The following is a 22,105-nucleotide window of genomic DNA, read 5'->3' as shown; positions in this document are numbered from 1 at the left end:
ACCTGCACCACGGCTCCCGTCGCACCCCGGTTCACCTGCGACGACGCCCGTCGGCGGCACTTCTCGTGGTGGCCGTCGCGCTGCTCTCGTGGTCCGCCTCGTGGTGCTCCACGATTGCGCCCGCCCCAGCGGTCACAGAAGGGTGGAACATGACCTGCCGTCACCGGCCCCTGCCGGTCGACGGGTTCGTGAACAGGGGGGAAACGGTTGCTCAGCGCACCCCGGACACCAGAAACCGGCACCGGAACGGGACTCGGCATCGGCGCCGGCATCGGTACCGGCACGGGCATCGGTACCGGCATCGGTACCGGCACAGGTGCCGGCCATGGCGCGTCGCGCCGCACGCCCGTGGCCGTGCAGGCCTCCGACCCGATCTCCCGCGAGGGAGCCGTCAGCCAGCTGCGGTCCCGCCCGGAGATCGAGCTCCGCGAGGAGTACGGCGCCGGCACGGTGGCCCTGTTGATCGAGGACACCCTCGACGAGGCCGCCCTGGCCCGGCTGCGCCGGGTCGTGCGCAGCGAGGGAGCGCGGGCCGTGCTGGTCGTGGGCACGATCCGGGAGACCGAACTGCTGGACGTCATCGAGTGCGGGGTCGGCGCGATCGTCTGGCGCCGCGAGGCCACCGCGCACCGGCTGGTGCAGGCGGTGACGGCCGCCGCGCGCGGCGACGGCGACCTGCCGGCCGATCTGCTGGGCCGGCTCATCAGCCAGGTGGGCACCCTGCACCGGGGTGCGGCGAACCGGCCGGGCGCGCCCTCCCTGGGCCTCGCGCCCCGAGAGGTGGACGTCCTGCGGCTGGTCGCCGAGGGCTTCGACACCGGAGAGATCGCCAGCAAGCTGTCCTACTCCGAACGGACCGTCAAGAACGTGATGCACGGGCTCACGACACGACTGCATCTGCGCAACCGGGCGCACGCCGTGGCATATGCCCTCCGGGAAGGCTACATCTGACCGAACGGGCAATCGAAGGAGGACACGCGGGCAACGCCCCCTGCCCGCCCGCCGACCCCGGCGCGCCTGCGGTCGGCGCGGTCCGGACGGCACGATCGGCACGGTGGGTGAAAAGGCCCGGCGAGCAGGGCGGTTGAGGAGCGCACGACGGTGATCCACGAGGTGGACGAGGTCCTCAAAGGCCTCCTCGGCGGCGGTGCGCTGGCCGGCTCCGGCATCGACGTCTCCTTCGAGGCCCCGACCCGCGACTGGGCGGCCCGCCGCAACGCCCCCACGATCAACACCTACTTGTACGACATCCGCGAGGACGTGTCCCGTCGGCAGCGCGGCCAGATCTCGGTGCGCGACGAGCGGGACATCGTCGTACGCCGCCGCCAACCGCCGCGCTGGTTCCGCCTGTCGTACCTGGTGACCGCCTGGACCCGCACCCCGCAGGACGAACACCGGCTGCTGTCCGCGGTCCTGGCGACGCTGCTGCCGCGCGAGCTGCTCCCCGCCGACGAACTCCCCGGCGCCCTGGGCGCCCTGGGGCTCGCCGTGCCGATGACCGTGGCCGGTCTGCACACCGAGTCGCGTTCCCTCGCCGAGATCTGGTCCGCGCTCGGCGGTGAGCTCAAGCCGTCCCTGGACCTGGTGGTGACCGCGCCCTTCCCGGCGTACCCCGAGTACGACGCCGGACCGCCGGTCACCGAGGGCGCGGCCGTCCGCGTCCGCGGCCTGGACGGCGACCCGCCCTCCTCCGGGGAACGCGCCCACCGCCCGCACCAGGTGGCGGCGGCCCGTGAGGCGCGGGAGCGGCGATGACGGACGTTCCCCCGGCGGGCGGTCCCGCCCTGCTCTCCCGCCTGGCCGGTCTGCGCGACCGGGTCGCCGCCCTGGTCGACCACCGCACCGCCACCGACCCCACCGCCGACGACCCGCTGCGCGGCCTGTACCTGTCGGAGGAGGCGGTACGCCACCTGCTGAGCACGGCGACGGCCGACCCGTCCGGGGAGGCACAGGCGGGAGACACCCCCCACGCCCCGCACACCCCGCACGACCCCCACGACCCGCACACCCCGCACGACCCCCACGACCCGCACACCCCCCACGACCCTCTCGACCGGCTGGCCGCCCGCCTCCCCCTCACCGCCCTCGACACGGCGGTCCTGCTCATCGCGCTCGCCCCCGATCTCGACCGCGGTTTCGAGCCGCTCTACGGCTACCTCAACGACGACGTGAGCCGCCGGCGGGCGACCGTCGGGCTCGCGCTGGAGCTGTGCGGGGCGCCCGTGCACCTCGCGGCGGCCCGGGCCCGGTTCCACTCCGCGGCGCCCCTGCGCGCCCTCGGCCTGCTGGACGTGGAGGAGCCCGAACGCCCCTTCCTGTCCCGGTCGTTGCGCGTCCCCGACCGGGTCCTGGCCCACCTGCTCGGCGACGACACCCCGGACGCCGCCCTGCACGGCCACCTGCTGCCCCTGCCGGAGCTGCTCCCCGCCGACGACGAGGACTTCGTGGCCCGGCTCGCCGCCCGGCTGCGGCGCGGCCCCCTCACCGTCCACCTGCGCGAGCACCGCGAGGGCGACGGTCTGGCCTGCGTCGCCGCCGCCCTGGCCGCCGCCGGTCTCGGCGCGCTGCGCTACACCGGCCCCGAGGACCGCGTCCCCGAGCTGCTGCGCGAGGCCCGGCTCGGCGGCCGCGCGATCGTCCTGTCCGGTCTGCCCGAGCAGCCGGGCCCGCTGATCTCGGCGCTGACGGCGGCGACGGACGTGACCGTGCTGCTGTCCGACCCGCGCCCCTACGACCCGCACTGGAGCGTCCGCGACCCGCTGGTCCTGGACGCCCCCCGCCGCCGCGCGGGCGGCACCGCCGCCTGGGCCGCGGCGCTCGGCCCGGACGCCGACGCGTTCGACCTGGCGACCGCCGTGGCGCCGTACCGGCTCGGCGGGGAACGGGTGGCGCGGGCCGCGCACGCCGCCCTCGGGCTCGCCGCCCTGGAAGGCGGGCCGCTCACCGCCGCCCACATCCGCCTGGCCGCCCGCCAGCAGTCGGCGTCCGGCCTGGAACGGCACGCCCGCCGCATCCGCCCCGACGTCACCTGGGACGACCTCGTCCTGCCCGACCGCCCCCTCACCCAGCTCCGCGAGCTCGCCCTGCGCGCCCGCCACCGCGACCGGGTCCTGGGCGACTGGCGGCTGAGCGCGGGCGGCGGGCGGGGCCGGGGCGTGCTGGGCCTGTTCGCCGGGGAGTCCGGCACCGGCAAGACGCTGTCCGCGGAGGTCGTGGCCGCCGAACTCGGCCTGGACCTGTACGTCGTCCAGCTCTCCTCGGTCGTCGACAAGTACGTCGGCGAGACGGAGAAGAACCTGGAGCGGATCTTCACCGAGGCCGACCGCACCGACGCCGTGCTCCTCTTCGACGAGGCCGACGCGGTCTTCGGCAAGCGCTCCGAGGTCAAGGACTCGCACGACCGGTACGCCAACATGGAGAGCGCCTACCTGCTCCAGCGGCTGGAGTCCTTCGACGGCATCGCGCTGCTCACCACCAACCTGCGCGCCAACATCGACGAGGCGTTCACCCGCCGGCTGGACCTGGTGGTCGACTTCCCGTTCCCGGACCCCGAGCAGCGCCTGGCCCTGTGGCGGCACGGGCTCTCCCACGTGCCGTGCGCGCCCGGCATCGACCCGTCCCCGCTGGCCAAGGAGTTCGAGCTGGCCGGCGGCTCGATCCGCAGCGCGGTGGTCACCGCCGCCTACCTGGCCGCGGCGCGGGACGAGCCGGTCGGCGACGGGGACCTGCTGGAGGGCGCCCGCCGCGAGTACCGCAAGGCGGGCCGCCTGGTCCCCGGAGAGGCCAACTGGTAGCCCTGCCCCTGCCGGGCCCCGTCAGTCCTGGACGCGTCAGTCCTGGACGCGTCAGTCCTGGACGCGTCAGTCCTGGACGCCTCAGTCCTCGACCCGCCACTTCTGGTTGGGGGTCCCCGCGCACGTCCACAGCTGGAGCTTGGTGTTGTTGCCGGTGCCGTTGTCCTTGGCGTCGACGCACTTGTCGGCCTGCGGGTTCACCAGGTCGCCGTCGACGCTCAGCACGAACTGCTGGGCGGGGTTGCCGCTGCACCGGGCGAGCTGGATGACGGCCCCGTCCTCGCTCGACCCCCACGCGACGTCCATGCACATGCCCAGCGAGCGGACGGTGCCGTCGCCCCGGAAGTCCCACTTCTGGTTGGCGGTGCCGGCGCAGTCGTAGATCTGGAGCGGGGTGCCGTCGCGGCCCTCGCCGTCCTGGGAGTCGGTCACGTCGATGCAGCGGTTGGAGGCCTGCCCGATGATCTGCGTGCCGGGGACGGCCTCGGGGGTGGACTCCGTGTCCGATCCGCCGCCGCCCGAGCTGCTCGAACCGCCGCCGGAGGACGACGAGGAACCGCTCGTGCCGGAGCCGGTGTCCTGCTCCTGCGCGTCCTCGGACGGCACCGTGACCGAGGGCACGGACTCGGCGGAGGAGTCCGTGTTCGGCACGGACGGCGAGGAGACGGCCGGACTGGGCAGCGAGGTGCTGCCCGCCTCGGCGAGCTGCTCGGTGGCACGGCTGTTGACCTGCGGCTTGTACGCGATCCAGATCATGACGAACGCGATGGCCAGCGCCATGCTCACGCTGAGCACGGTGGCCAGCCAGCGGGGCAGGAACCCGCGCTGCACGAACGTCCCGTCCACCGTCAGCGGCAGCTCGCCCGACCGCTGCACGGTCAGCGCGTACGGCCGCTGCTCCTTCGACCCGAACCAGATGATCTGCCGGGGCCGCAGCGCGGTGTCGACGAACACGGCACGGCCGGGCTCGATCTGCACACTGCCCGGCCGGATCTCGTACGACAGGTGGTCCCCGGTGTCGGAACCGGCGACCGACGCGGTCAGCCGGGTGTTGCCGAGGTTGTCGACCGCGAGGCGCGGCCGCCCCCGGAAACGGCCCTTCACCACGGGCGGCACCAGCTCGGCCCGCACCTCCGTGAACGGCGTGATCGTCAGGTTCCCCTCGGGGACGGTGACCGCGTCCGGGTTCTCCGTCGGCGTGATCCGTACCGCGTACGGGTTCGGGCCCGCGGTCGCGTCCGGGGTGCGGGGCGGGGCGAAGGTCAGCTCCACCGTGCCCGTCGTACCGGGGTAGAGCCGCAGCGTCGGCGGCTCCACGGTCGTCCAGGGCGCCACCGTGCCGACGGGCTCGAAGCGGTACTCGTCGACGACGTCACCGGTGTTGCGCACCCGCAGCCGTACGGTCGTACTGCCGCCCGGGTCCACCGTCGCGGCAGCCGGTTCCAGAGAAGTCCACAGAGTCACCTGTCGACGCTAAGGCGAGCGGCGGTGCCCCGTCAGGAAGCGGCGGGGCAGGACCGGTGCCCGAAGGGGACGCACCGCCCTGCCCGTTCACACCGCATCGGACCGTGAAGACCTTGCTCCCCGTGCGCCCCGCTCCTACTCGGAGGTGGGCCGGACGATCAGCCACTCCTGGTCGTCGCTGTTGGAGCAGTCGTACAGGGTGAGGTTCGTGTTGTCGCCGCCGGTGCTGAGGCCGGCCACGTCCAGGCACTTGTTGTTGGAGGCGTAGTTGCGGATCCAGTAGGCGCCGCTCTTCTGCTTCTCCAGCCACCACAGCTGGTTGTCGGCGGTGGTGCCGTCACAGGTGAACTCGGTGATGGGGGTCCTGACCGGCTGCGCCCCGTAGTTCGGCAGGTCCATGCACAGCTGGTCCTTGACGTTGCGGATCTGGAAGAGCTGCCGGCCGCCCGGTCCGAGCTTCGGGTACTTCACCTCCAGGTTCCACAGCATGTTGTCGTCCTCGGACTCGTCGCAGGTGAACTGCTGGACCGTGCCGTCCAGGCTGCCCTTGCCCTCGCCGGGGAGGTCGGCGCACTTCTTGGTGGTGGTGTTGCGCAGCAGGATCTTCATGGCGGGCAGCACGCTCTCCGCCTTCTTCGTCGCCGTCGGGGACGGGGACGCCTCACCGCCGCCGGAGCCGCTGCCGTCGTCCTCTTCCTCGGTGGCGGCCGGCGCGACGGACTGGACGGGTGCCTCCTCGACGGCCGACGGTGCCTCGATCGTGGCCGACGGGCTGGGCGGCGCGAGCGTGCTCACCCCCGCCTCGGCGAGCTTCTCCGCCGCGAGGCTGCGCACCTGCGGCTTGTAGGTGAGCCAGATCATGATGAACGCGATGGCGAGCGCGAGGGTGAGGCTGAGCGCGGTGGCCAGCCAGCGCGGCAGGAACCCGCGCTGCACGAACGTCCCTTCCACGTCCAGCGGCTGGGCCCCCGAGCGCCGCACGGCCAGGCGGTACGGGTGCTCCTCCTTGGACCCGAACCAGGTGATCTGCCGGGGCCGCAGCGTCGTGTCGACGAACACGGCACGGCCGGGCTCGATCTGCACGTTCGCCGGCTTGAGGTCGTACCCGAGCCGGTCGCCGTTGTCGGAGCCGCTGAGCGAGGCGGTCAGGCGCGTGTTGCCGAGGTTGTCGATCGCGAGCCGGGGACGGCCCCGGAAGCGGCCCTTCACCACCGGCGGCACCAGCTCGGCCCGCACCTCCGTGAACGGCGTGACCGTGAGGTTGCCCTCGGGGACGGTGACCGCGTCGGGGTGTTCCGTGGGCGTGATCCGTACCGCGTACGCGTTCGGCCCCGCGGTCGCGTCCGGCGTGCGTGGCGGGGCGAACGTCAGCTCCACCGTGCCCGTCGTCCCCGGATACAGCCGCAGCGTCGGCGGCTCCACCGTCGTCCAGGGCGCGACCGCGCCGACGGGCTCGAAGCGGTACTCGTCCACCACGTCACCGGTGTTGCGCACCCGCAGCCGCACCCGCGCGCTGCCACCCGGGTCCACCGTCGTGGAGGCCGGTTCCAGGGAAGTCCACAGAGTCACCTGTCGACGCTAAGGCGGGGCGTGATACCTCGTCAGGAAGCGGCGGGGCAGGACCGGTGCCCGAAAGGGACGACCGGGCCTGCCCTTCTCCCACGGCGGGGGCCGACCGCCTCACACGGCGGAGCGGACCGCCTCACACGGCGGGGCCGATCGCCTCACACGGCCGGGCGCGGTCCACGTCACACGGTGAAGCGGACCGCCTCCAGCTGCTTCCGGTCGTCGAACGGGGCACCGCCGTAGACCCACTTGCCGGCCTCGGTGCAGCCCAGCCCCAGCCAGCCCTTGTCCGCGACGTGGGCGTTCTGGCAGACGGAGCCGTCCGTCACCTTGATGGTGTAGCCCATCATCGCGGAGTCCGCCTCCTTGGTGGACCCGATGTACATGTCGATCCCGTCGGCCGCCGACGACCACTTGTCGCCCGTCTTCCAGCCCTCGACCATGTGGGCGCCGTTGCCCGACACACCACCGGTCCCGGACACGGCGATGTTGAGCGCCTTGACAGGCAGGTTCTGGCCCGTCGTACCGGCCTCGGCGCCGTCGCACACCGGGTCCTGCCAGCCCTGGTCGGCGACGTAGGCGCGGTAGCAGATGTGCCGGCCGTCGCTGCGGGCGGCGAGCTCCTGCACGGCCGTGGCGGCGGTCACCTCCGCCTCCTCCTCCGGCTCCTCCTCCTCGCCCGACCCGCCGCCGCCCCCGCTGTCGCCGTCGTCGGCGGCGGGCGCGCTGGTGGCCGGTGCGGCGGCCTCGGCGGGTGCCTCCTCGACGGCCTTCGGTGCCTCGATCGTGGCCGACGGGCTGGGCGGCGCGAGGGTGCTCACGCCGGCCTCGGCGAGCTTCTCCGCCGCGAGGCTGCGCACCTGCGGCTTGTAGGTGAGCCAGATCATCACGAAGGCGATGGCCAGCGCGACGGTCAGGCTGAGCGCGGTCGCCAGCCAGCGCGGCAGGAACCCGCGCTGCACGAACGTCCCGTCCACCTCCAGCGGCTCCGCCCCCGACCGCCGCACGGCCAGACGGTACGGGTGCTCCTCCTTCGACCCGAACCAGATGGTCTCCCGGGGCCGCAGCGTCGTGTCGACGAACACGGCACGGCCGGGCTCGATCTGCACGTTCGCCGGCTGGAGCTCGTACCCGAGCCGGTCACCGTTGTCGGAACCGCTGAGCGAGGCGGTCAGGCGCGTGTTGCCGAGGTTGTCGATCGCGAGCCGGGGGCGGCCCCGGAAACGGCCCTTCACCACGGGCGGCACCAGCTCGGCCCGCACCTCCGTGAACGGCGTGACCGTGAGGTTGCCCTCCGGCACGGTGACCGCGTCCGGATGCTCGGTCGGGGTGATCCGCACCGCGTACGCGTTCGGCCCCGCGGTCGCGTCCGGCGTGCGCGGCGGGGCGAACGTCAGCTCCACCGTCCCCGTCGTCCCCGGATACAGCCGCAGCGTCGGCGGCTCCACCGTCGTCCACGGCGCCACCGCACCCACCGGCTCGAAGCGGTACTCGTCCACCACGTCACCGGTGTTGCGCACCCGCAGCCGCACCCGGGCACTGCCACCCGGGTCCACCGTCGTGGAGGCCGGTTCCAGAGAAGTCCACAGAGTCACCCGTCGACGCTACGGCCCCGGCGGTGACGGCGTCAGGAGCCCGCGGGGCACGACCGCTGCCCGAAGGGCTCCCGCCCCGTCCCATGAGGGCCTACGGGGCCCGGACGGTCGGGAGCCCGGACGGTCGGGAGCCCGGATGGCCGGGAGCCCGGACGGTCCGAGGGCCCGGACGGTCCGAGGGCCCGGACGGTCCGAGGGCCCGGTCGGCGTACCGCGCGCTACTGGTCCGAGGACGTGGCAGGCGGGTACGGATCGGCGGTGACCGTCCCCGGGTCGTCCTGCGACACCACCTTCCCGGCGTGCAGCAGCGCGAAGGTGTCCGCGTCGATGGTGCCGGTGGCGGAGAGGCCCATCGCCTGCTGGTAGAGGATCACCCGGGTGCGCAGGGCGTCGTCCGCGGTGGCGTGGGCGCGATTGCCGACGTTGCGCAGGTAGTGGATGTCCTGCCCCACGGTCAGGATCTGGGCGGCGACGACGTCGTCGGTGTAGGTGTCGTAGCCGGCCCACAGCAGCACGCTGTTGATCCACACCACGTCCGGGTTGTCGTCGCCGGGCTGGACGCTGGAGGTGTCCGTGCCGAAGTGGGCCATCAGCAGGCCCGTCATGGTGGCGCGGCCCAGGTTGCCCAGGCCGTCCGTCTCCACCATGACCCCGCCGTAGTGCTCGTCGAGTCTCTGCTGGGAGCACTTCAGCGCCTCGACCGTCGCCGCGTCCATCACGCCCGTGGTGTGCTCCGCGGTCAGCCGGCAGGGGTCCGTCGATTTGAAGGTGGCCATCCTGGACTGGGCGAACTGCACGAAGAGGTTGGGTCCGTCGCCCTCGCGGAACGGCAGCGGGCCGGCGGGCTCCGCCTGCTCCGTCTCCTCCGCGGCGGCTCCGCCGGAGTCCTCCTCGCCGCCGTCGCCGCCGTCGTCGCCGTCACCGCCGGTGTCCTGCCCGGCCGCCGCCTCCGGCGCCTGCGGCGAGGGCAGCGGCGCCTGGGAGGTGGGCACGGCGGGCAGTTCGGCGGCGGCGACCTCCTCCACGTGCTCCACGGCCCCGCTGTTCACCCGCGGCGTGTAGCCGAGCCACAGCGACACGAACGTGATCGCCAGCGCCAGGCCGATGCTGAGCACCGTGGCCAGCCAGCGGGGCAGGACGCCGCGCTGCACGAACGTCCCGTCGACGGTGACGGGGCTCTCCCCGGAGCGGTGCACGGCCAGTGCGTACGGCCGCTGCTCCTTCGACCCGAACCAGATGGTCTCCCGGGGCCGCAGCGTGGCGTCCACGAACACGGCCCGGCCGGGCTGCACCTGGACCGAGCCGGGAGTCAGGTCGTACGACAGGTGGTCGCCGGTGTCGCTGCCGCTGACCGACGCGGTCAGCGGGGTGTTGCCGAGGTTGTCGACCGCGAGGCGCGGCCGCCCCCGGAACCGTCCCTTGACCGTCGGCGGGACGAGCTCGGCCCGCAGCTCGCTGAAGGGCGTGACGGTGAGGGTGCCCTCGGGCACGGTGACCGCGTCGGACTGCTCGGTCGGGGTGATGCGCACCGCGTACGGGTTCGGGCCGGCCGTGGCGTCCGGGGTGCGGGGCGGGGCGAAGGTCAGCTCCACCGTGCCCGTCGTCCCCGGGTAGAGCCGCAGCGTCGGCGGCTCCACGGTCGTCCAGGGCGCGACCGCGCCGACCGGCTCGAAACGGTACTCGTCCACCACGTCGCCGGTGTTGCGCACCCGCAGGCGCACGGTCGCGCGGCTGCCGGGATCGACCGTGACGGAGGCGGGCTCCAGGGATGTCCAAAGGCTCACAGGAAGACGTTACGAAACGCCCTTCGCGGCGCCAGGGGATGAAGGGGCACGCGAGGCTGCGCGAAAGGACCGGATCACCGGAGGCCGGCCGGCACGGTTCACAGGGGCACGGTTCACAAGGGCATGGTCGCGCCGGTCGCGGTCAGCACCAGCTGGGCGTAGGAGTCGGCGTTCATCAGCGCGCGCCGGCCCATGGCGTACCAGTTCTGCTGCTTCGCCGGGCGGGACTTCTCGTCCTGGCCGGTGTAGCCGTCGGACGGCCGGACGGCGCGGTTGCCGACCACCTCCGCCATGCGTGCGGCCTGCTCGGCCGGTGTCCGGAGCGTCGCCATCGCGTTCTCCGCCGCGTCCTCGCCGATCTCGAAGTCGTACGAGCTGTACTGGTAGTCGAGGGTGCCGGCGAAGCGGTGGGTGGCCTCGTGGATGACGAACCAGGCGTTGTCGCCCTGGAAGTTGAGGTTGATGGGGCCGGTGCGGTCCGTGTCCATGGGCGGCAGCGGGTTCTCGGGCGCGAGCCGGTTCGTGGTGGCGTTGGTGATCCGCTCGCTCATGGTCGGCTCCACCCAGCCGACCGCTCCGGCCGCGGAGGCCCCCTGGGCGTTGATGTCGAAGAGGCCCGGTGTGCCCACCACGGCGATCTGCGCGCCCTGCGCGTTCAGGCCGGCCTGGACCCGGGTGATCGCCTGGGTGATGTGCCCGATCACGGACACCAGTTGGGCGGGGGTGAGCGACTGGGTGAAGGGGAAGCTCCGGTGGAGGGCGTGCAGCAGCGTCGGGTGGGGGGCGCCCTGCGTGGCCGCGTGCAGCATCTGCAACGTGGTGGCCATCCGCTGCTTGGACTCCACCACGGCCTGGCGGATCCTCCTCTCCCGTTGCGCGTAGGCGGTCTGCCGCTGGTGCGCCTGCGGGCTGTCCTCGAAGGTGCCGCGCTTGGAGAAGGCGATGTTGCCGCTGCCGTGCAACTGCCGTGTGGTGTCGTCGTACTTGTCGCCGTGGTGCACCCGGTCCGGGTTCAGGCCGAGATCGGTGGTGCTGCGGGTCTGCTGCGGGTTGGCCTCGTCGTGCCACAGGCCCGAGTTCTGGCCGCCCACGTGGCCGTGGGTCCGGGTGCTGCCGTTGTACTTCCACACCGTGCGCTGCACGGCGGCCGGCGCGTCCGCCGACGCCGTCGTCGCCCCGGCCGCCGTCCCGCCGGGGCCGTGCGCACCGTGCCGACCGTGCGCGTGCGGGCCGTGCCCGTCGTCGGCGGCGACCCGCTGCACCGGCGGCACCGGCCCGCTCATCACCTGGCGCGCGTTCTCCACCGCCCGGCGCTCTCCCGAGTCGCCGGGGTCCGAGACGTTCAGGCCGGAGCCGTTGTCCTTGCCGGGGACGGGACCGGCCTGCTGGTCGATGTAGTGGGTCAGTTCGTGCGCCCAGTCCTCCTTGGACATGGAGCCGCCGTCGACGATGTGCGGTCCGGAGGTGTACGCCTTGGCCTCGATCTCCAGCGCCGACCGCTGGGCGACGGTGTCGGAGTGGACGCGTACCCCGCTGAAGTCGGCGCCCCCGAAGCGTGACTCCATCTCGGTGCGCAGCGGAGTGTCCAGGGGCCGGCCGGGCGTGCGCAGCACGTCGTGCACCAGGGAGCGGCGCTGCACGGCCGGGGCGTGACCGCAGTGCGCGTCGTGCTGGTGGCGTTCCTCCGCCACGGCCTGCGCCACGGCCGCGTTGCCCGCCGTCCGCTGGAGTGCGAGCAGTCCGGCGGCAGGCCCGGTGACGGCGTTCCGCCCGACGGGACGGCCCGGAGCGGCCTGGTTGCTGCCGCGGTCGCTGTCCCTGTCCTGCGCGCGCACGGGCGCTCCCCTCGACTGCCGGTAGACGTCAATCCCCCAGCATGCCGGGGAGCCGCGGGGCGGCGGAAGGAACTCCGGGGCAATCACGGGGGCACGGTCCGGGAGTCTGCCCTTCCGGGCAACGAGTCTGCCTCCGGTCCGGTACCGGAGGACGTTTCAGACGACGCGCTTCGCGCGTGAGGGTGGGAACCGACCTGACGCGTACCCCGAGGAGAGCACAGCATGCCGTCCTACCTGTCGCCCGGCGTATACGTCGAGGAGGTGGCCAGCGGCTCACGCCCGATCGAGGGAGTGGGAACCTCGGTGGCGGCCTTCGTCGGGCTCGCCCCGACCGGCCCGCTGAACGAGCCGACGCTGGTGACCAACTGGAGCCAGTACGTCGCGGCGTTCGGTGACTTCACCGACGGGTACTACCTCGCCCACTCCGTCTACGGGTTCTTCAACAACGGCGGTTCGGCGGCGTACGTCGTCCGGGTCGGCGGCTCCGCGGCGGGCGCCGCCGGTGACGCCGGGTCCGCCGGTACCCCGGCCGCCGTGTCCGGTGCTCCCGCCCGGGCGGCGCTGCCCGCGGCCGAGCCCGCGCAGCTCGGCACCTTCACCGTCACCGCCACCGCGCCCGGGCAGAACGGCCCGCTGAGCGTGGAGGTCGCCGACGCGGAGGGCGAGGGCCCCGCCGAGCGGTTCAAGCTGATCGTCAAGGACGGCGACAAGCCGGTCGAGACGTTCGACGTGACCGCCAAGAAGGGCAACCGCTCCTACGTCGTCACCCAGGTCAAGGAGCGCTCCAAGCTCATCACCGTGGCGGAGGCCGCGCCGTCGGCGCAGCTGGTCCGCCCCGAGAACCAGACGGTGGCCCTGGCCGCGCCGGCCGTCGGCAGCCCCGCCGCCCCGGCCGCCGGGGAGGAGCCCGCGCAGACCGCCGGGCCCGCGCAGTACCTCGGTGACAGCGCCGACCGCACCGGCTTCGGCGGCCTGGAGGCCGTCGACGAGATCTCCATGGTCGCGGTCCCCGACCTGATGGCCGCCTACCAGCGCGGCGCGATCGACCTGGAGGCCGTGAAGGCCGTCCAGCTCGGCCTGATCGCGCACTGCGAGCTGATGGGCGACCGCGTCGCGATCATCGACCCGCCGCCCGGTCTGAACGCCCGCCAGATCCGCGTCTGGCGCCAGGAGACCGCCGGCTACGACTCCAAGTACGCGGCGCTGTACTACCCGTGGATCAAGTCCTTCGACCCGGCGACCGGCCAGTCCCGCCTGGTCCCGCCGAGCGGTCACGTGGCCGGTATCTGGGCCCGCAACGACTCCGAGCGCGGCGTGCACAAGGCCCCCGCCAACGAGGTCGTGCGCGGCGCGGTCGACCTGGAGCTCCAGATCACCCGCGGCGAGCAGGACCTGCTCAACCCGATCGGCGTGAACTGCATCCGCGCGTTCCCCGGCCGCGGCATCCGCGTGTGGGGTGCCCGCACCCTCTCCTCCGACCCGGCCTGGCGCTACCTGAACGTCCGCCGGTACTTCAACTACCTGGAGGAGTCGATCCTGATCGGCACCCAGTGGGTGGTGTTCGAGCCGAACGACCACGCGCTGTGGGCCCGCATCCGGCGCAACGTCTCGGCGTTCCTGGTCAACGAGTGGCGCGCCGGCGCCCTCTTCGGCGCCAAGCCCGAGGACGCGTACTACGTCAAGTGCGACGAGGAGACCAACCCGCCGGAGTCGGTCGACGTCGGCCGGGTCGTGTGCGAGATCGGCATCGCGCCGGTCAAGCCCGCCGAGTTCGTGATCTTCCGGCTGGCCCAGTTCTCCAGCGGCAACGGCGAGCTGGAGGAGTAGGCACCGCCTCCGCCTCCGCAGCCCGTCGCCAACCCCCAGAACCCCTAGAAGGACAGCCAGATGAGTCTCCAGCCGGGTGACGCCCTCACATCACACAATTTCGGGCTCCAGATCGACGGCGTGCTGGTCGAGTACCTCGCCGAGGTCAGCGGCCTCAGCATGGAGCAGGACGTCATCGAGTACCAGCAGGTCTCCGCGCAGGGCAAGCCGGTCACCAAGAAGATGCCGGGCGTGCAGAAGGCCGGTACGGCCACGGTCGTGCGCGGTATGACGCAGTCCGCGGCGTTCAACGAGTGGATCAGCAGCTCCATCCGCGGCGACATGGGCACCGCCCGCAAGAACGCCACGATCATGGTGATGGACTACCAGAACAACCCGGTCAAGCGGTACAACATGCGCAACGCCTGGTGCAGCAAGATCGACACCAGCACGGTCAAGGCCGGCGAGGCGTCGGCCCTGACCGAGACCGTGACCATCACGTTCGAAGAACTGGTCATCGAGTAATGCGCCGTACGGCTGTCCGGGCGGCCGACGCGGGAGTGGGGACCAGCCCGGATTCCCCCGCTCCCGCCCCCGCCGCCGCGCCCGCGCCCGTTCCCGCCGCCGCACCGGCCCCGGAGGCGTACCGCCTGCAGACGGAGTTCCCCTTCGAACTGCCGCGCGGCTACGTCGACGAGGCGGGCACCGTCCACCGCGACGGTGTGATGCGCCTGGCCACGGCCCGCGACGAACTGGTGCCCCTGCGGGACATGCGCGTCCAGGAGAACCCCGCGTACCTGTCGGTGGTGCTCCTGGGCCGGGTCATCACCCGCCTGGGCACGCTCCCCCTGGTCCACGACGGGATCGTGGAGAACATGTTCGCCTCCGACCTGGCGTTCCTCCAGGACTTCTACCGCCAGGTCAACGCCGAGGGGCACACCCGCGCCTCGGTGCAGTGCCCGCACTGTTCGGAGCCCTTCGAGGTGGAACTCGGCGGGAGCCGCCTGGGGGAATCGTGACGTACGCGACCGACCGCATGCACGAGGAGATCGCGTACGTCGCCTACCACTTCCACTGGGCCCTGGACGACATCCTGGACCTGGAACACCACGACCGGCGCCGTTACGCGGACCAGATCACGACCCTGGTCACCCGGAGCGGGGCGGAGGGCTGAGACATGGGGTTCCTGGACCGGTTCCGGGCGGGACGAGGAGTTCCGGCGACGGGCGAGGACGGCGCGGCGGGCGCGGGTACGGGTACGCCGGGCGCGGGTGCACCGGGACCGGCGGACACGGGTACGCCCGCGCCCGCCGTGCCCGTGGCACGTCCCCGCCCGGCGGCCTGGCCCGCGCTGCCGCCCATCCAGCGCACGGCCACGGGAGCGGCCGGGGTCGCGGACCCGGGGTTCGCCGGCCGGCTGGCCACCTGGCAGAACCCCACCTTCGCGGGCACGCGGTCGCACGCGGTGCTGGACGGCACCCGGGGCGGCGTGCTCTCCGCCCCGGCCTCCGTCGAACAGCCCCCGCGCACCCGGCCGGCGGTCGCACCACCGCAGACGGCGGAGCCCGCCCCGCGGCCGGCCGCACCGTCGTTCCCGGCACACGGCATCCGCGCCAACCCGGTACCGCCCCAGCCCCCGACGCCGGCCCCGGCATCTCTGACGAAGTCCGCACCGGCGCCGGTGCAGCGTCGTACGCTGCCGGCCCGCATCCCCCCTGCCCCGACGACCGCGACCGCCCCGACCGGCTCGGGTACCGGCGCGGCCCCGGTGGAGAGCGGCAGCGGTGGGGGGAGCGACAGCGGTGAGGAGCCGGTTCCGGGCCCGGCAGTGAGCCCGCGGCCCGCCGTCTCCGGTACGCGGCCGACCGCGCCCGAGCGCGGGGCCGCTCCGGACGCGGGTGCCGCGCCCTCGGTGCAGCGAGCCGTGACACGACCGGCGCGACCGGCGGGCGAACGCCCGGCGCCGCGCCCGGCGGCACGGCCGCAGCAGGGAGACACCCGTACCCCGCGACCCGGTCAGGCCCCCGCTTCCGTCCCGAGCGACCCCCCGCACCGGCACCCGGTGCAGCGGACGGCGACACGGCAGGAAGGGCCGACCCCGAACGCCGCCACGACCCCGGACGCCTCTACGACCCCGGCGGCCGCCGCGCCCCAGTCGGCCGAGCCCGCCCGACGCCCCGGCGTTCCCGACCGGCCCCCGATCCAGCGGACGGCGGCACGACGGGACACCCCGGCTCCGGAGAACCGGAGGAGCGGGGGGCCTGCGGCGACCTCGGCGGCTCCGGTGACGCCGGCGTCTTCAGCGACGTCGGCGACCTCGGCGTCTTCGGCGACCTCTGCGGCTCCGGCGGCTCCGGTGACGCCGACGTCTTCAGCGACCTCGGCGACCGAGTCGCGCACCGGCTCGGGAGCATCCGGCGGTGCCGCCACGACCGGCCGTCCCGCGGCTCCGGCTCCGGCACCGGCACCCGGCGGCACCACGTCGCCGGCCGCCCCCCGGCCGAACGTGCAGCGCGCCGCGCGGGACAGCGACAGCGCGCCGTCCCGTGGCCCGGTGAACGCACCCGTGCCGTCCAGCACCCCGCCACACCGCTCGGCCACCGGCACTCCGTCCCCTGCTCCGGCAGGGGCCGCAGCCCCGGCAACCCCGGCGGCCTCCCAGCGCATCACGCCCCCGGCCCCGGCGCCCCGTTCCGCGCCCGGCGTCCAGCGGGCGGTCGCCCCCGGGGCGACTCCGCCGCGCCGGCTCGGGCTGGGTGCCCCCACCTCGCGCACCCCGGTACCCGAGCCCGCCCCCACCGCACCGCACCCGGCCCCCGTCCAGCGGACCACACCGCGTCCGGCGGCACCCGCCACGGACACACCGGCCCGGCAGCCGGCCCCGGCCACGCCCGCCCCGGGCGCGGCCACGCCCACCGCGGCCCCCCTTCAGCGCGCCACGACACCGCCCACCGCCCCGGCCACACCCGCCCCGGGCGCCTCGGCCCAGCACCCCACCCCGGCGACGCCCGTACCCGCACCCGGCGCCACCGCATCCCCCGCGACTCCCGCGACTCCCGTCCAGCGCGCCACGAAGCCGACCGCCGCTCCCGTCCAGCGCGCCACCCCGGCCACGCCCGCCCCGGGGTCCCCGGCCCGGCACACCACCTCTGCCACACCCGCCCCCGGCGCCCCGGCCACGCCCGCCCCTCCCCCACAGCGCGCCGAGCGGCCCACCCCGCCCGCCACGTCCTCTCCGGCGGGCTCCGCCGGTGCACCGACCCCGGCCCCGGTCCAGCGCACCGGGCGGACCACCCCCGCTCCGGCCCCCGGCACGCCCGCAGCGACTCCCGTCGTACCGGCCGCGTCCCCCGTCCAGCACACCCCGTCCTCCCCGGTGAACGCTCCCGTCGCCGTGCCGCCGCCCGCGAGCCCGGCCACCGCGGAACCGGCCCCCGCGCGGCGGACCGGTCCGGCGCCCGCGCCGTCACCGGTGTCCACGCCCGTACAGAGCGCCACCCCGGCCGTACCGCCGACGAGCCCGGCTCCCGTACCGCCGACGAGCCCCGCCCCGACGGGCCCGGCTCCCGTACAGCGCTCCACCCCGGCCACCGCACCGGCTCCGGCCGTCACGCCCGCCGTACAGCGCACCGCAACGGGCACACCGACGCGCCCCGCCGCCTCCTCCACCGCCCCGGCCCCCGCTCCCGCTCCCGTACGTCCGCACGCCGGCCCCGGCACGCCCGCCGTACAGCGCACCGCACCGGCCTCCGTGCCGGCGCCGGCATCCACCCCAGGGACGCCCGTGAACAACAGCCCCGGACCAGCCGTTCCCCCCGCCGCCGCAGCCGCCCCGGTGCCCGTCGGCCGACCGCCCGCGCAGGCCGGCTCACGGGCCGACGGACCGCGCCCCGCCGTCCAGCGCGCCTCCGCGCTCGGTGCCCCCCGGTCCCGCGAGGTGACCGCCCCCGACCGGACGGACACCGCCGGCCCCTCGCCGCTGCGGCAACGCCCCACGCTCGGCGCCCCGCTCACCGCCCGCCCGGCCGACGCGAAGCCGCTCGGCGCCCCCGTCGTACAGCGCGCCACCCCCACCCGACCGGCACCGGCCACCGCGCCGCACCCGACCCGGCCGGCCGAGGCCGCAGCCGTGGCCCCCACCGGCGCGACCCCGCCGCACACGCACCCGTCGGCGCCCGCCGCCCCGAGCCCCGCCATGCCGCCCGCCGTTCAGCGCACCGCCGCACCGGCCACCCCGCACGCGCCCCTGCCGGCTCCCCCCGGCCGGCACGTCGCCGCCCCCGCACCCTCACCGGTCGCGCCGCCGCACACCGCCGGCCCGACACCCGGCCCGGCCCCCGTGGTACGGCACACCACCGCCCTGCCGCCCCGGCCCGCCGCCCCCGCCCCCGTTCAGCGCGCCGTCGCCGCCACGCCACCGCCGGTGGAACCGGCCGCGTACCGGCCGGCGTCCGCGCCCCAGGTGCAGCGCCGGGCGGTTCCGGCCGCCGTACCGCTGCGCCGTACCCCGCCCGGCGCGGAGCCGCAGCCCGTCGCCCGGCCCATGCCCGCGAGCGCGCTGCCGCCCGCCGTGCAGCGCCGGTCGCTGCCGCCCGTCGTCGCGGACCCGCAGCCGTTCCCGTCCACGGCGCACCCCGTCACCGCGGCCTCCCAGCCGTTCCCCTCCACGGCGCACCCCATCGCTCCGGCCGCCGCCCCGCCGTTCCCCACCGTCGCGGCGCCCCCGGCCGTCCAGCGGTCCGCGGCCGTGCCGCCGCACTCGGCTCCCCCGGCTTCCGCGCCTCCCGCGGTCCAGCGACGCAACGCGCCCGCGGTCACGTCCACCGGTTCGGCGCCGCCCCACGATCCCCCCACCGGCCACCAGCGAACCGGCGGCGCGTCGACGCCACCGCCCGCCTACACCGAGGTGCCCAAGGGCGCCTTCGATCCCCGGGCGCTCACCGACTTCCAGCTCGACGAGCTGACCCACCGGCTGACCGGCCGGATCACCCGACTGCTCCGTACCGAACTACGGCTCGACCGGGAGCGGATCGGCAGACTCCGCGACCCCCGCGGCTGAGCACCCGCAGCCGCGCCCCACGCGCGTCACCGTTCCGCACGTCCCTACCGGCCGCCCAGAAAGGCCCTCTCGATGTCCGATCTCGATCCGGGCTCCGCCATCTACTTCACCCTGACCATCGACGGCGAGAGCCTCGGGTACTTCAACGGGTGCGAGGGACTGTCGTCCTCGGTGGAGATCGAGCAGCGCCAGGAAGGCGGCAACAACGGCTTCGTCTGGCAGCTCCCCTCCCGCGTCACCTTCTCCAACATCAAGCTGACCCGCCCGCTCACCCCGGACACCAGCAAGGTCGCCGCGTGGATCTCCTCGATCACCACGGGCGTCACCCGGCCCACCGCCCAGATCGCCGCGCTGCGCGCGGACGGCTCGGAGGTCGCCCGGTGGGGACTGATCGACGTCCTGCCGGTCAGCTGGCAGGGGCCGACCCTGGACCCGGCCAACCCGGCCGTCGCCACGGAGGTCCTGGAGATCACCCACCACGGATTCACGGACTGACGGCCCCCAGCGGACCACGGGAGAGGACGGAAGCAGCATGGCCAAATCCAGCAGGGGCGGCGCCGGCAAGAGCCTGGTCCACGCCACCCTCGCCATTCACGAACCGCCGGTGGGCACCAGCACCACGCCGGGCGGGCTGATCAAACAGTTCGAGCTCGAGTTCAACCCCTCGCAGCTGACGCTGTCCCGCCAGTCCCAGTGGAAGTCGACGCCCACCCCGGCGGTCCGCGACGGCGTCGTCCCGGAGTTCATGGGCCCCGAGCCCCGCGAGATGAGCGTGGAGGTCTTCCTCGACCGCTCGGACGACCCGGACAGCAACGACGTGATGAAGCAGGTCGAGTCGCTGCTCGAATGCTGCGAGGTCACCACCAAGTCCATCGCCGCCAAGCAGCCCTCCCCGCCCTGGGTGATCTTCCAGTGGGGCTCCTTCTCCACCGCGCGCTTCACCGCCTACGTGCGCAGTGTCGAGGTGAGTTACTCCCTCTTCGGGACGACGGGCATGCCCATCCGGGCCACCTGCCAGGTCAGCCTGCACGAGATCCCCAGCAAGACCAAGGGGCAGAACCCCACGTCGGGCGCCCTGACCGCGCAGCGCGTGCACCGGGTCGTGGCCGGCGACTCCCTCCAGTCCCTGGCCTGGCGCGAGTACGGCGACGCCAGCGCCTGGCGGGCGATCGCCGAGACCAACGGCATCGACAACCCCGGCCACCTGCCGACCGGCACCGAACTCGTCCTCCCCGCCGCCGAGGAGGTGCGGCACTGATGGTGCAGATCGCCTACTCCAGCGTCATCAAGGTCACCATCGGCGGCAGCCCCCTGCCCTCCGACCTGGAGCCGATGCTCGTGGACGGCTGGGTCGACCAGGGCCTCGGCGTCCCGGCGGCGTTCCGGCTCACCTTCCGCGACCCGGGCCGGCTGCTCCTGGGCAAGCTCAACGCGACGTTCGGCACCGAGGTGGTGATCACGCCCATCGCCGACGGCAAGGGGGCCGGCGACCCCCTGCTGACGGGCGAGGTGTGCGGTCTGGAGAGCGACTACGAGGGCACCGGCACCTTCACCATCATCCGCGGCTACGACCACGGCCACCGTCTGATGCGCCAGCGCCGGGTCGCCGCCTACCGCAACCAGTCCGCCTCCGACATCGCCCGCAAGCTGGCCGCCCTGGACGGCGTCCCCATCGGCCGGGTCGAGTCGACGAAGACGGTGTACGAGTTCATCAGCCAGGCCAACGTCACCGACTGGGACTTCCTCGCGCGCCTCGCCGACGAGAACGAGATGGTGATGTCCGTCGACAACAAGGGCAAGTTCCAGTTCGTCAAGCCCGACCCGGCGTCCGGCGCCCCGCCCGTCAGCTCCTCGGGGAAGAACCCGTTCGAGCTGAAGGCCGGCATCGACATCCTGCGGCTGCGCTCCGCGGTCACCGCCGCCGAACAGGTCGGCACCGTCGAGACCCGCGGCTGGAACGTCACCACCAAGAAGGCGCTGACCGCCACCGCGAAGGCGACGACCAACACCGGCTTCACCATCGGCACCACGCCCGGTGAGGCGGCCGGCAAGTTCAAGGCCGCCAAACTCGTCGACCCGCAGATCCCCTACGACCAGCAGTCCGAGGTGAAGTTCGCCGCCGACTCCCTCGCCGCCGACGTCACCTCCTCCTTCACCGAGATGGAGGTCGTCGTCCACGGCGGCCCCAAGCTCCGCCCCGGCATCCCCGTCACCCTGTCCGACGTCGGCTTCCCCTTCGAGGGCAAGTACACGCCCACGTCCGTGCGCCACGTCTTCGGCGACGGCAAGCACTACGAGACCTGGGTGACCGTCAGCGGACGCCAGTGGCGCTCCCTCTACGGCCTCACCTCCGGCGGCGGCAACGGGGCGGACAACGGCCTGCGGCTGCCCGGCGTGGTCAACGCCCTCGTCACCGACGTGCAGGACCCGCTCAAGAAGGGCCGGGTCAAGCTCCAGTTCCCCTGGCTGGACGACACCTACATCAGCGACTGGACCCGCGTGGCGCAGTGGGGCGGCAAGGGCGGCGGCTCGATCTTCCCGATGGACGTCGGCGACGAGGTGCTCGTCGCCTTCGACCGGGGCGCCCTGGACCACCCGTACGTCATCGCCGGCCTCTACAACGGCAAGGACAACCCGACCCCGGTCAAGGACGTGCCCCTGCACGACGGCATGCGGGGACGCGCCTCCCGGCACACCCTGTCCGACCGCACCGGCAACCGCGTCGACCTGCTCAGCCAGCGCACCGGCGGCAAGCAGGGCGTCCGGGTGACCAGCGGCGACGGCAAACTCGTCATCAACCTGGACCGGGTGCAGACGGAGATCACCGTCGACAGCAAGGGATCGGTCAGCATCAAGGGCAGCCGGTCGGTGTCGGTGAACGCGGGCACGGACCTCACGCTGAACGGACGCCGATCGGTGACGATCAAGAGCGGTGGACCGCTCACCCTCCAGGGCCAGGGCTTGGTCAACCTCAAGTCCCTCGCGGGCGCGGTGACGGTGGACGCGATGGGCGCCCTCAACCTCAAGGCGGTGGGCGCCACACTGATCTCCTCCGGTGCCACCCTCCAGGTCAACTCCGTGGCGAACGTCGGCATCCGCGCCGCCACGCTGCTGCTCCAGGGCGCGGTGTTCGTCAACAACGTCAAGTATCCGCTCCCGGCATGACCGGGTCCGTCAGCAGAAGGAGAAGGCAGGTGGCCCT

18 protein-coding genes are annotated in these 22,105 nt (G+C 74.0%); 11 read left to right on the top strand and 7 right to left on the bottom strand.

The annotated features are described in order from the left end of the window. Nucleotides 1-288: 288 nt before the first annotated feature. From ACFYWQ_RS25400 to ACFYWQ_RS25390, 3 genes are all read left to right on the top strand, one after another. The gene (locus ACFYWQ_RS25400) at nucleotides 289-951 is read left to right on the top strand and encodes a response regulator transcription factor (protein WP_389519408.1); all 663 of its coding nucleotides are present in this window, start codon (nucleotides 289-291) and stop codon (nucleotides 949-951) included. Nucleotides 952-1,101: 150 nt separating this feature from the next. Next, a complete protein-coding gene (locus tag ACFYWQ_RS25395; RefSeq protein ID WP_389519152.1) occupies nucleotides 1,102-1,755 on the top strand; it encodes a DUF4255 domain-containing protein in 654 nt (217 codons plus the stop codon). Further along, entirely contained in the window at nucleotides 1,752-3,794 is a 2,043-nt protein-coding gene (locus ACFYWQ_RS25390) for an ATP-binding protein (RefSeq protein ID WP_389519151.1), read from the top strand. The genes ACFYWQ_RS25395 and ACFYWQ_RS25390 overlap by 4 nt, the downstream gene beginning before the upstream one ends. Before the next feature lie 81 nt (nucleotides 3,795-3,875). Here ACFYWQ_RS25390 and ACFYWQ_RS25385 read toward each other — a convergent pair whose 3' ends face one another. The 5 genes from ACFYWQ_RS25385 to ACFYWQ_RS25365 all read right to left on the bottom strand — a co-directional run bounded on the left by ACFYWQ_RS25385 (nucleotide 3,876) and on the right by ACFYWQ_RS25365 (nucleotide 12,038). Then, a complete protein-coding gene (locus tag ACFYWQ_RS25385; protein WP_389519150.1) occupies nucleotides 3,876-5,258 on the bottom strand; it encodes a ricin-type beta-trefoil lectin domain protein in 1,383 nt (460 codons plus the stop codon). Between the two features lie 135 nt (nucleotides 5,259-5,393). After that, on the bottom strand, nucleotides 5,394-6,827 hold the full coding sequence (locus ACFYWQ_RS25380; RefSeq protein WP_389519149.1) for an RICIN domain-containing protein: 1,434 nt from the start codon (nucleotides 6,825-6,827) through the stop codon (nucleotides 5,394-5,396). Between the two features lie 179 nt (nucleotides 6,828-7,006). Continuing rightward, on the bottom strand, nucleotides 7,007-8,419 hold the full coding sequence (locus ACFYWQ_RS25375; protein WP_389519148.1) for a hydrolase: 1,413 nt from the start codon (nucleotides 8,417-8,419) through the stop codon (nucleotides 7,007-7,009). Between the two features lie 218 nt (nucleotides 8,420-8,637). Then, entirely contained in the window at nucleotides 8,638-10,203 is a 1,566-nt protein-coding gene (locus ACFYWQ_RS25370) for a peptidoglycan-binding protein (RefSeq protein ID WP_389519147.1), read from the bottom strand. Nucleotides 10,204-10,316: 113 nt separating this feature from the next. Continuing rightward, a complete protein-coding gene (locus ACFYWQ_RS25365; RefSeq protein ID WP_389519146.1) occupies nucleotides 10,317-12,038 on the bottom strand; it encodes a DUF4157 domain-containing protein in 1,722 nt (573 codons plus the stop codon). 222 nt (nucleotides 12,039-12,260) lie between these two features. Here ACFYWQ_RS25365 and ACFYWQ_RS25360 point away from each other — a divergent pair, with 222 nt between their 5' ends. The 4 genes from ACFYWQ_RS25360 to ACFYWQ_RS25345 are packed head-to-tail and all read left to right on the top strand — an operon-like array spanning nucleotide 12,261 to nucleotide 15,018. Then, on the top strand, nucleotides 12,261-13,865 hold the full coding sequence (locus ACFYWQ_RS25360; protein WP_389519145.1) for a phage tail sheath subtilisin-like domain-containing protein: 1,605 nt from the start codon (nucleotides 12,261-12,263) through the stop codon (nucleotides 13,863-13,865). A 60-nt stretch (nucleotides 13,866-13,925) separates the two neighbouring features. Beyond that, nucleotides 13,926-14,369, top strand: a complete 444-nt coding sequence (locus ACFYWQ_RS25355; RefSeq protein ID WP_389519144.1) for a phage tail protein — start codon at nucleotides 13,926-13,928, stop codon at nucleotides 14,367-14,369. Next, nucleotides 14,369-14,863, top strand: a complete 495-nt coding sequence (locus ACFYWQ_RS25350; protein ID WP_389519143.1) for a hypothetical protein — start codon at nucleotides 14,369-14,371, stop codon at nucleotides 14,861-14,863. The genes ACFYWQ_RS25355 and ACFYWQ_RS25350 overlap by 1 nt, the downstream gene beginning before the upstream one ends. Further along, nucleotides 14,860-15,018 carry a DUF6760 family protein gene (locus tag ACFYWQ_RS25345; protein ID WP_389519142.1) on the top strand — a complete coding sequence of 53 codons (159 nt, stop codon included), beginning with the start codon at nucleotides 14,860-14,862 and terminating at the stop codon, nucleotides 15,016-15,018. The genes ACFYWQ_RS25350 and ACFYWQ_RS25345 overlap by 4 nt, the downstream gene beginning before the upstream one ends. A gap of 842 nt (nucleotides 15,019-15,860) precedes the next feature. Here the strand turns inward: ACFYWQ_RS25345 and ACFYWQ_RS25340 are convergent. Both ACFYWQ_RS25340 and ACFYWQ_RS25335 read right to left on the bottom strand, forming a co-directional pair. Next, the gene (locus ACFYWQ_RS25340) at nucleotides 15,861-16,445 is read right to left on the bottom strand and encodes a hypothetical protein (protein ID WP_389519141.1); all 585 of its coding nucleotides are present in this window, start codon (nucleotides 16,443-16,445) and stop codon (nucleotides 15,861-15,863) included. 327 nt (nucleotides 16,446-16,772) lie between these two features. Next, on the bottom strand, nucleotides 16,773-17,456 hold the full coding sequence (locus ACFYWQ_RS25335; protein WP_389519140.1) for a hypothetical protein: 684 nt from the start codon (nucleotides 17,454-17,456) through the stop codon (nucleotides 16,773-16,775). Nucleotides 17,457-17,628: 172 nt separating this feature from the next. Here ACFYWQ_RS25335 and ACFYWQ_RS25330 point away from each other — a divergent pair, with 172 nt between their 5' ends. The 4 genes from ACFYWQ_RS25330 to ACFYWQ_RS25315 all read left to right on the top strand — a co-directional run bounded on the left by ACFYWQ_RS25330 (nucleotide 17,629) and on the right by ACFYWQ_RS25315 (nucleotide 22,068). Beyond that, entirely contained in the window at nucleotides 17,629-18,903 is a 1,275-nt protein-coding gene (locus ACFYWQ_RS25330; protein ID WP_389519139.1) for a hypothetical protein, read from the top strand. 72 nt (nucleotides 18,904-18,975) lie between these two features. After that, nucleotides 18,976-19,398, top strand: coding sequence for a phage tail protein (locus ACFYWQ_RS25325; protein WP_389519138.1), 423 nt, complete (start codon nucleotides 18,976-18,978; stop codon nucleotides 19,396-19,398). A 37-nt stretch (nucleotides 19,399-19,435) separates the two neighbouring features. Then, nucleotides 19,436-20,161, top strand: coding sequence for a LysM peptidoglycan-binding domain-containing protein (locus tag ACFYWQ_RS25320; RefSeq protein WP_389519137.1), 726 nt, complete (start codon nucleotides 19,436-19,438; stop codon nucleotides 20,159-20,161). Beyond that, nucleotides 20,161-22,068 (top strand): VgrG-related protein, encoded by a 1,908-nt coding sequence (locus ACFYWQ_RS25315; protein WP_389519136.1) that lies wholly within the window; start codon nucleotides 20,161-20,163, stop codon nucleotides 22,066-22,068. Before ACFYWQ_RS25320 ends, ACFYWQ_RS25315 begins: the two co-directional genes overlap by 1 nt. Nucleotides 22,069-22,105: the final 37 nt, after the last annotated feature.

Source organism: Streptomyces sp. NPDC003247 (assembly GCF_042888135.1).
In the GTDB taxonomy this organism is placed as follows: domain Bacteria; phylum Actinomycetota; class Actinomycetes; order Streptomycetales; family Streptomycetaceae; genus Streptomyces.
The sequence above is the reverse complement of the archived record's forward strand: the minus strand, read 5'-3'. Positions and strand labels throughout refer to the sequence as shown.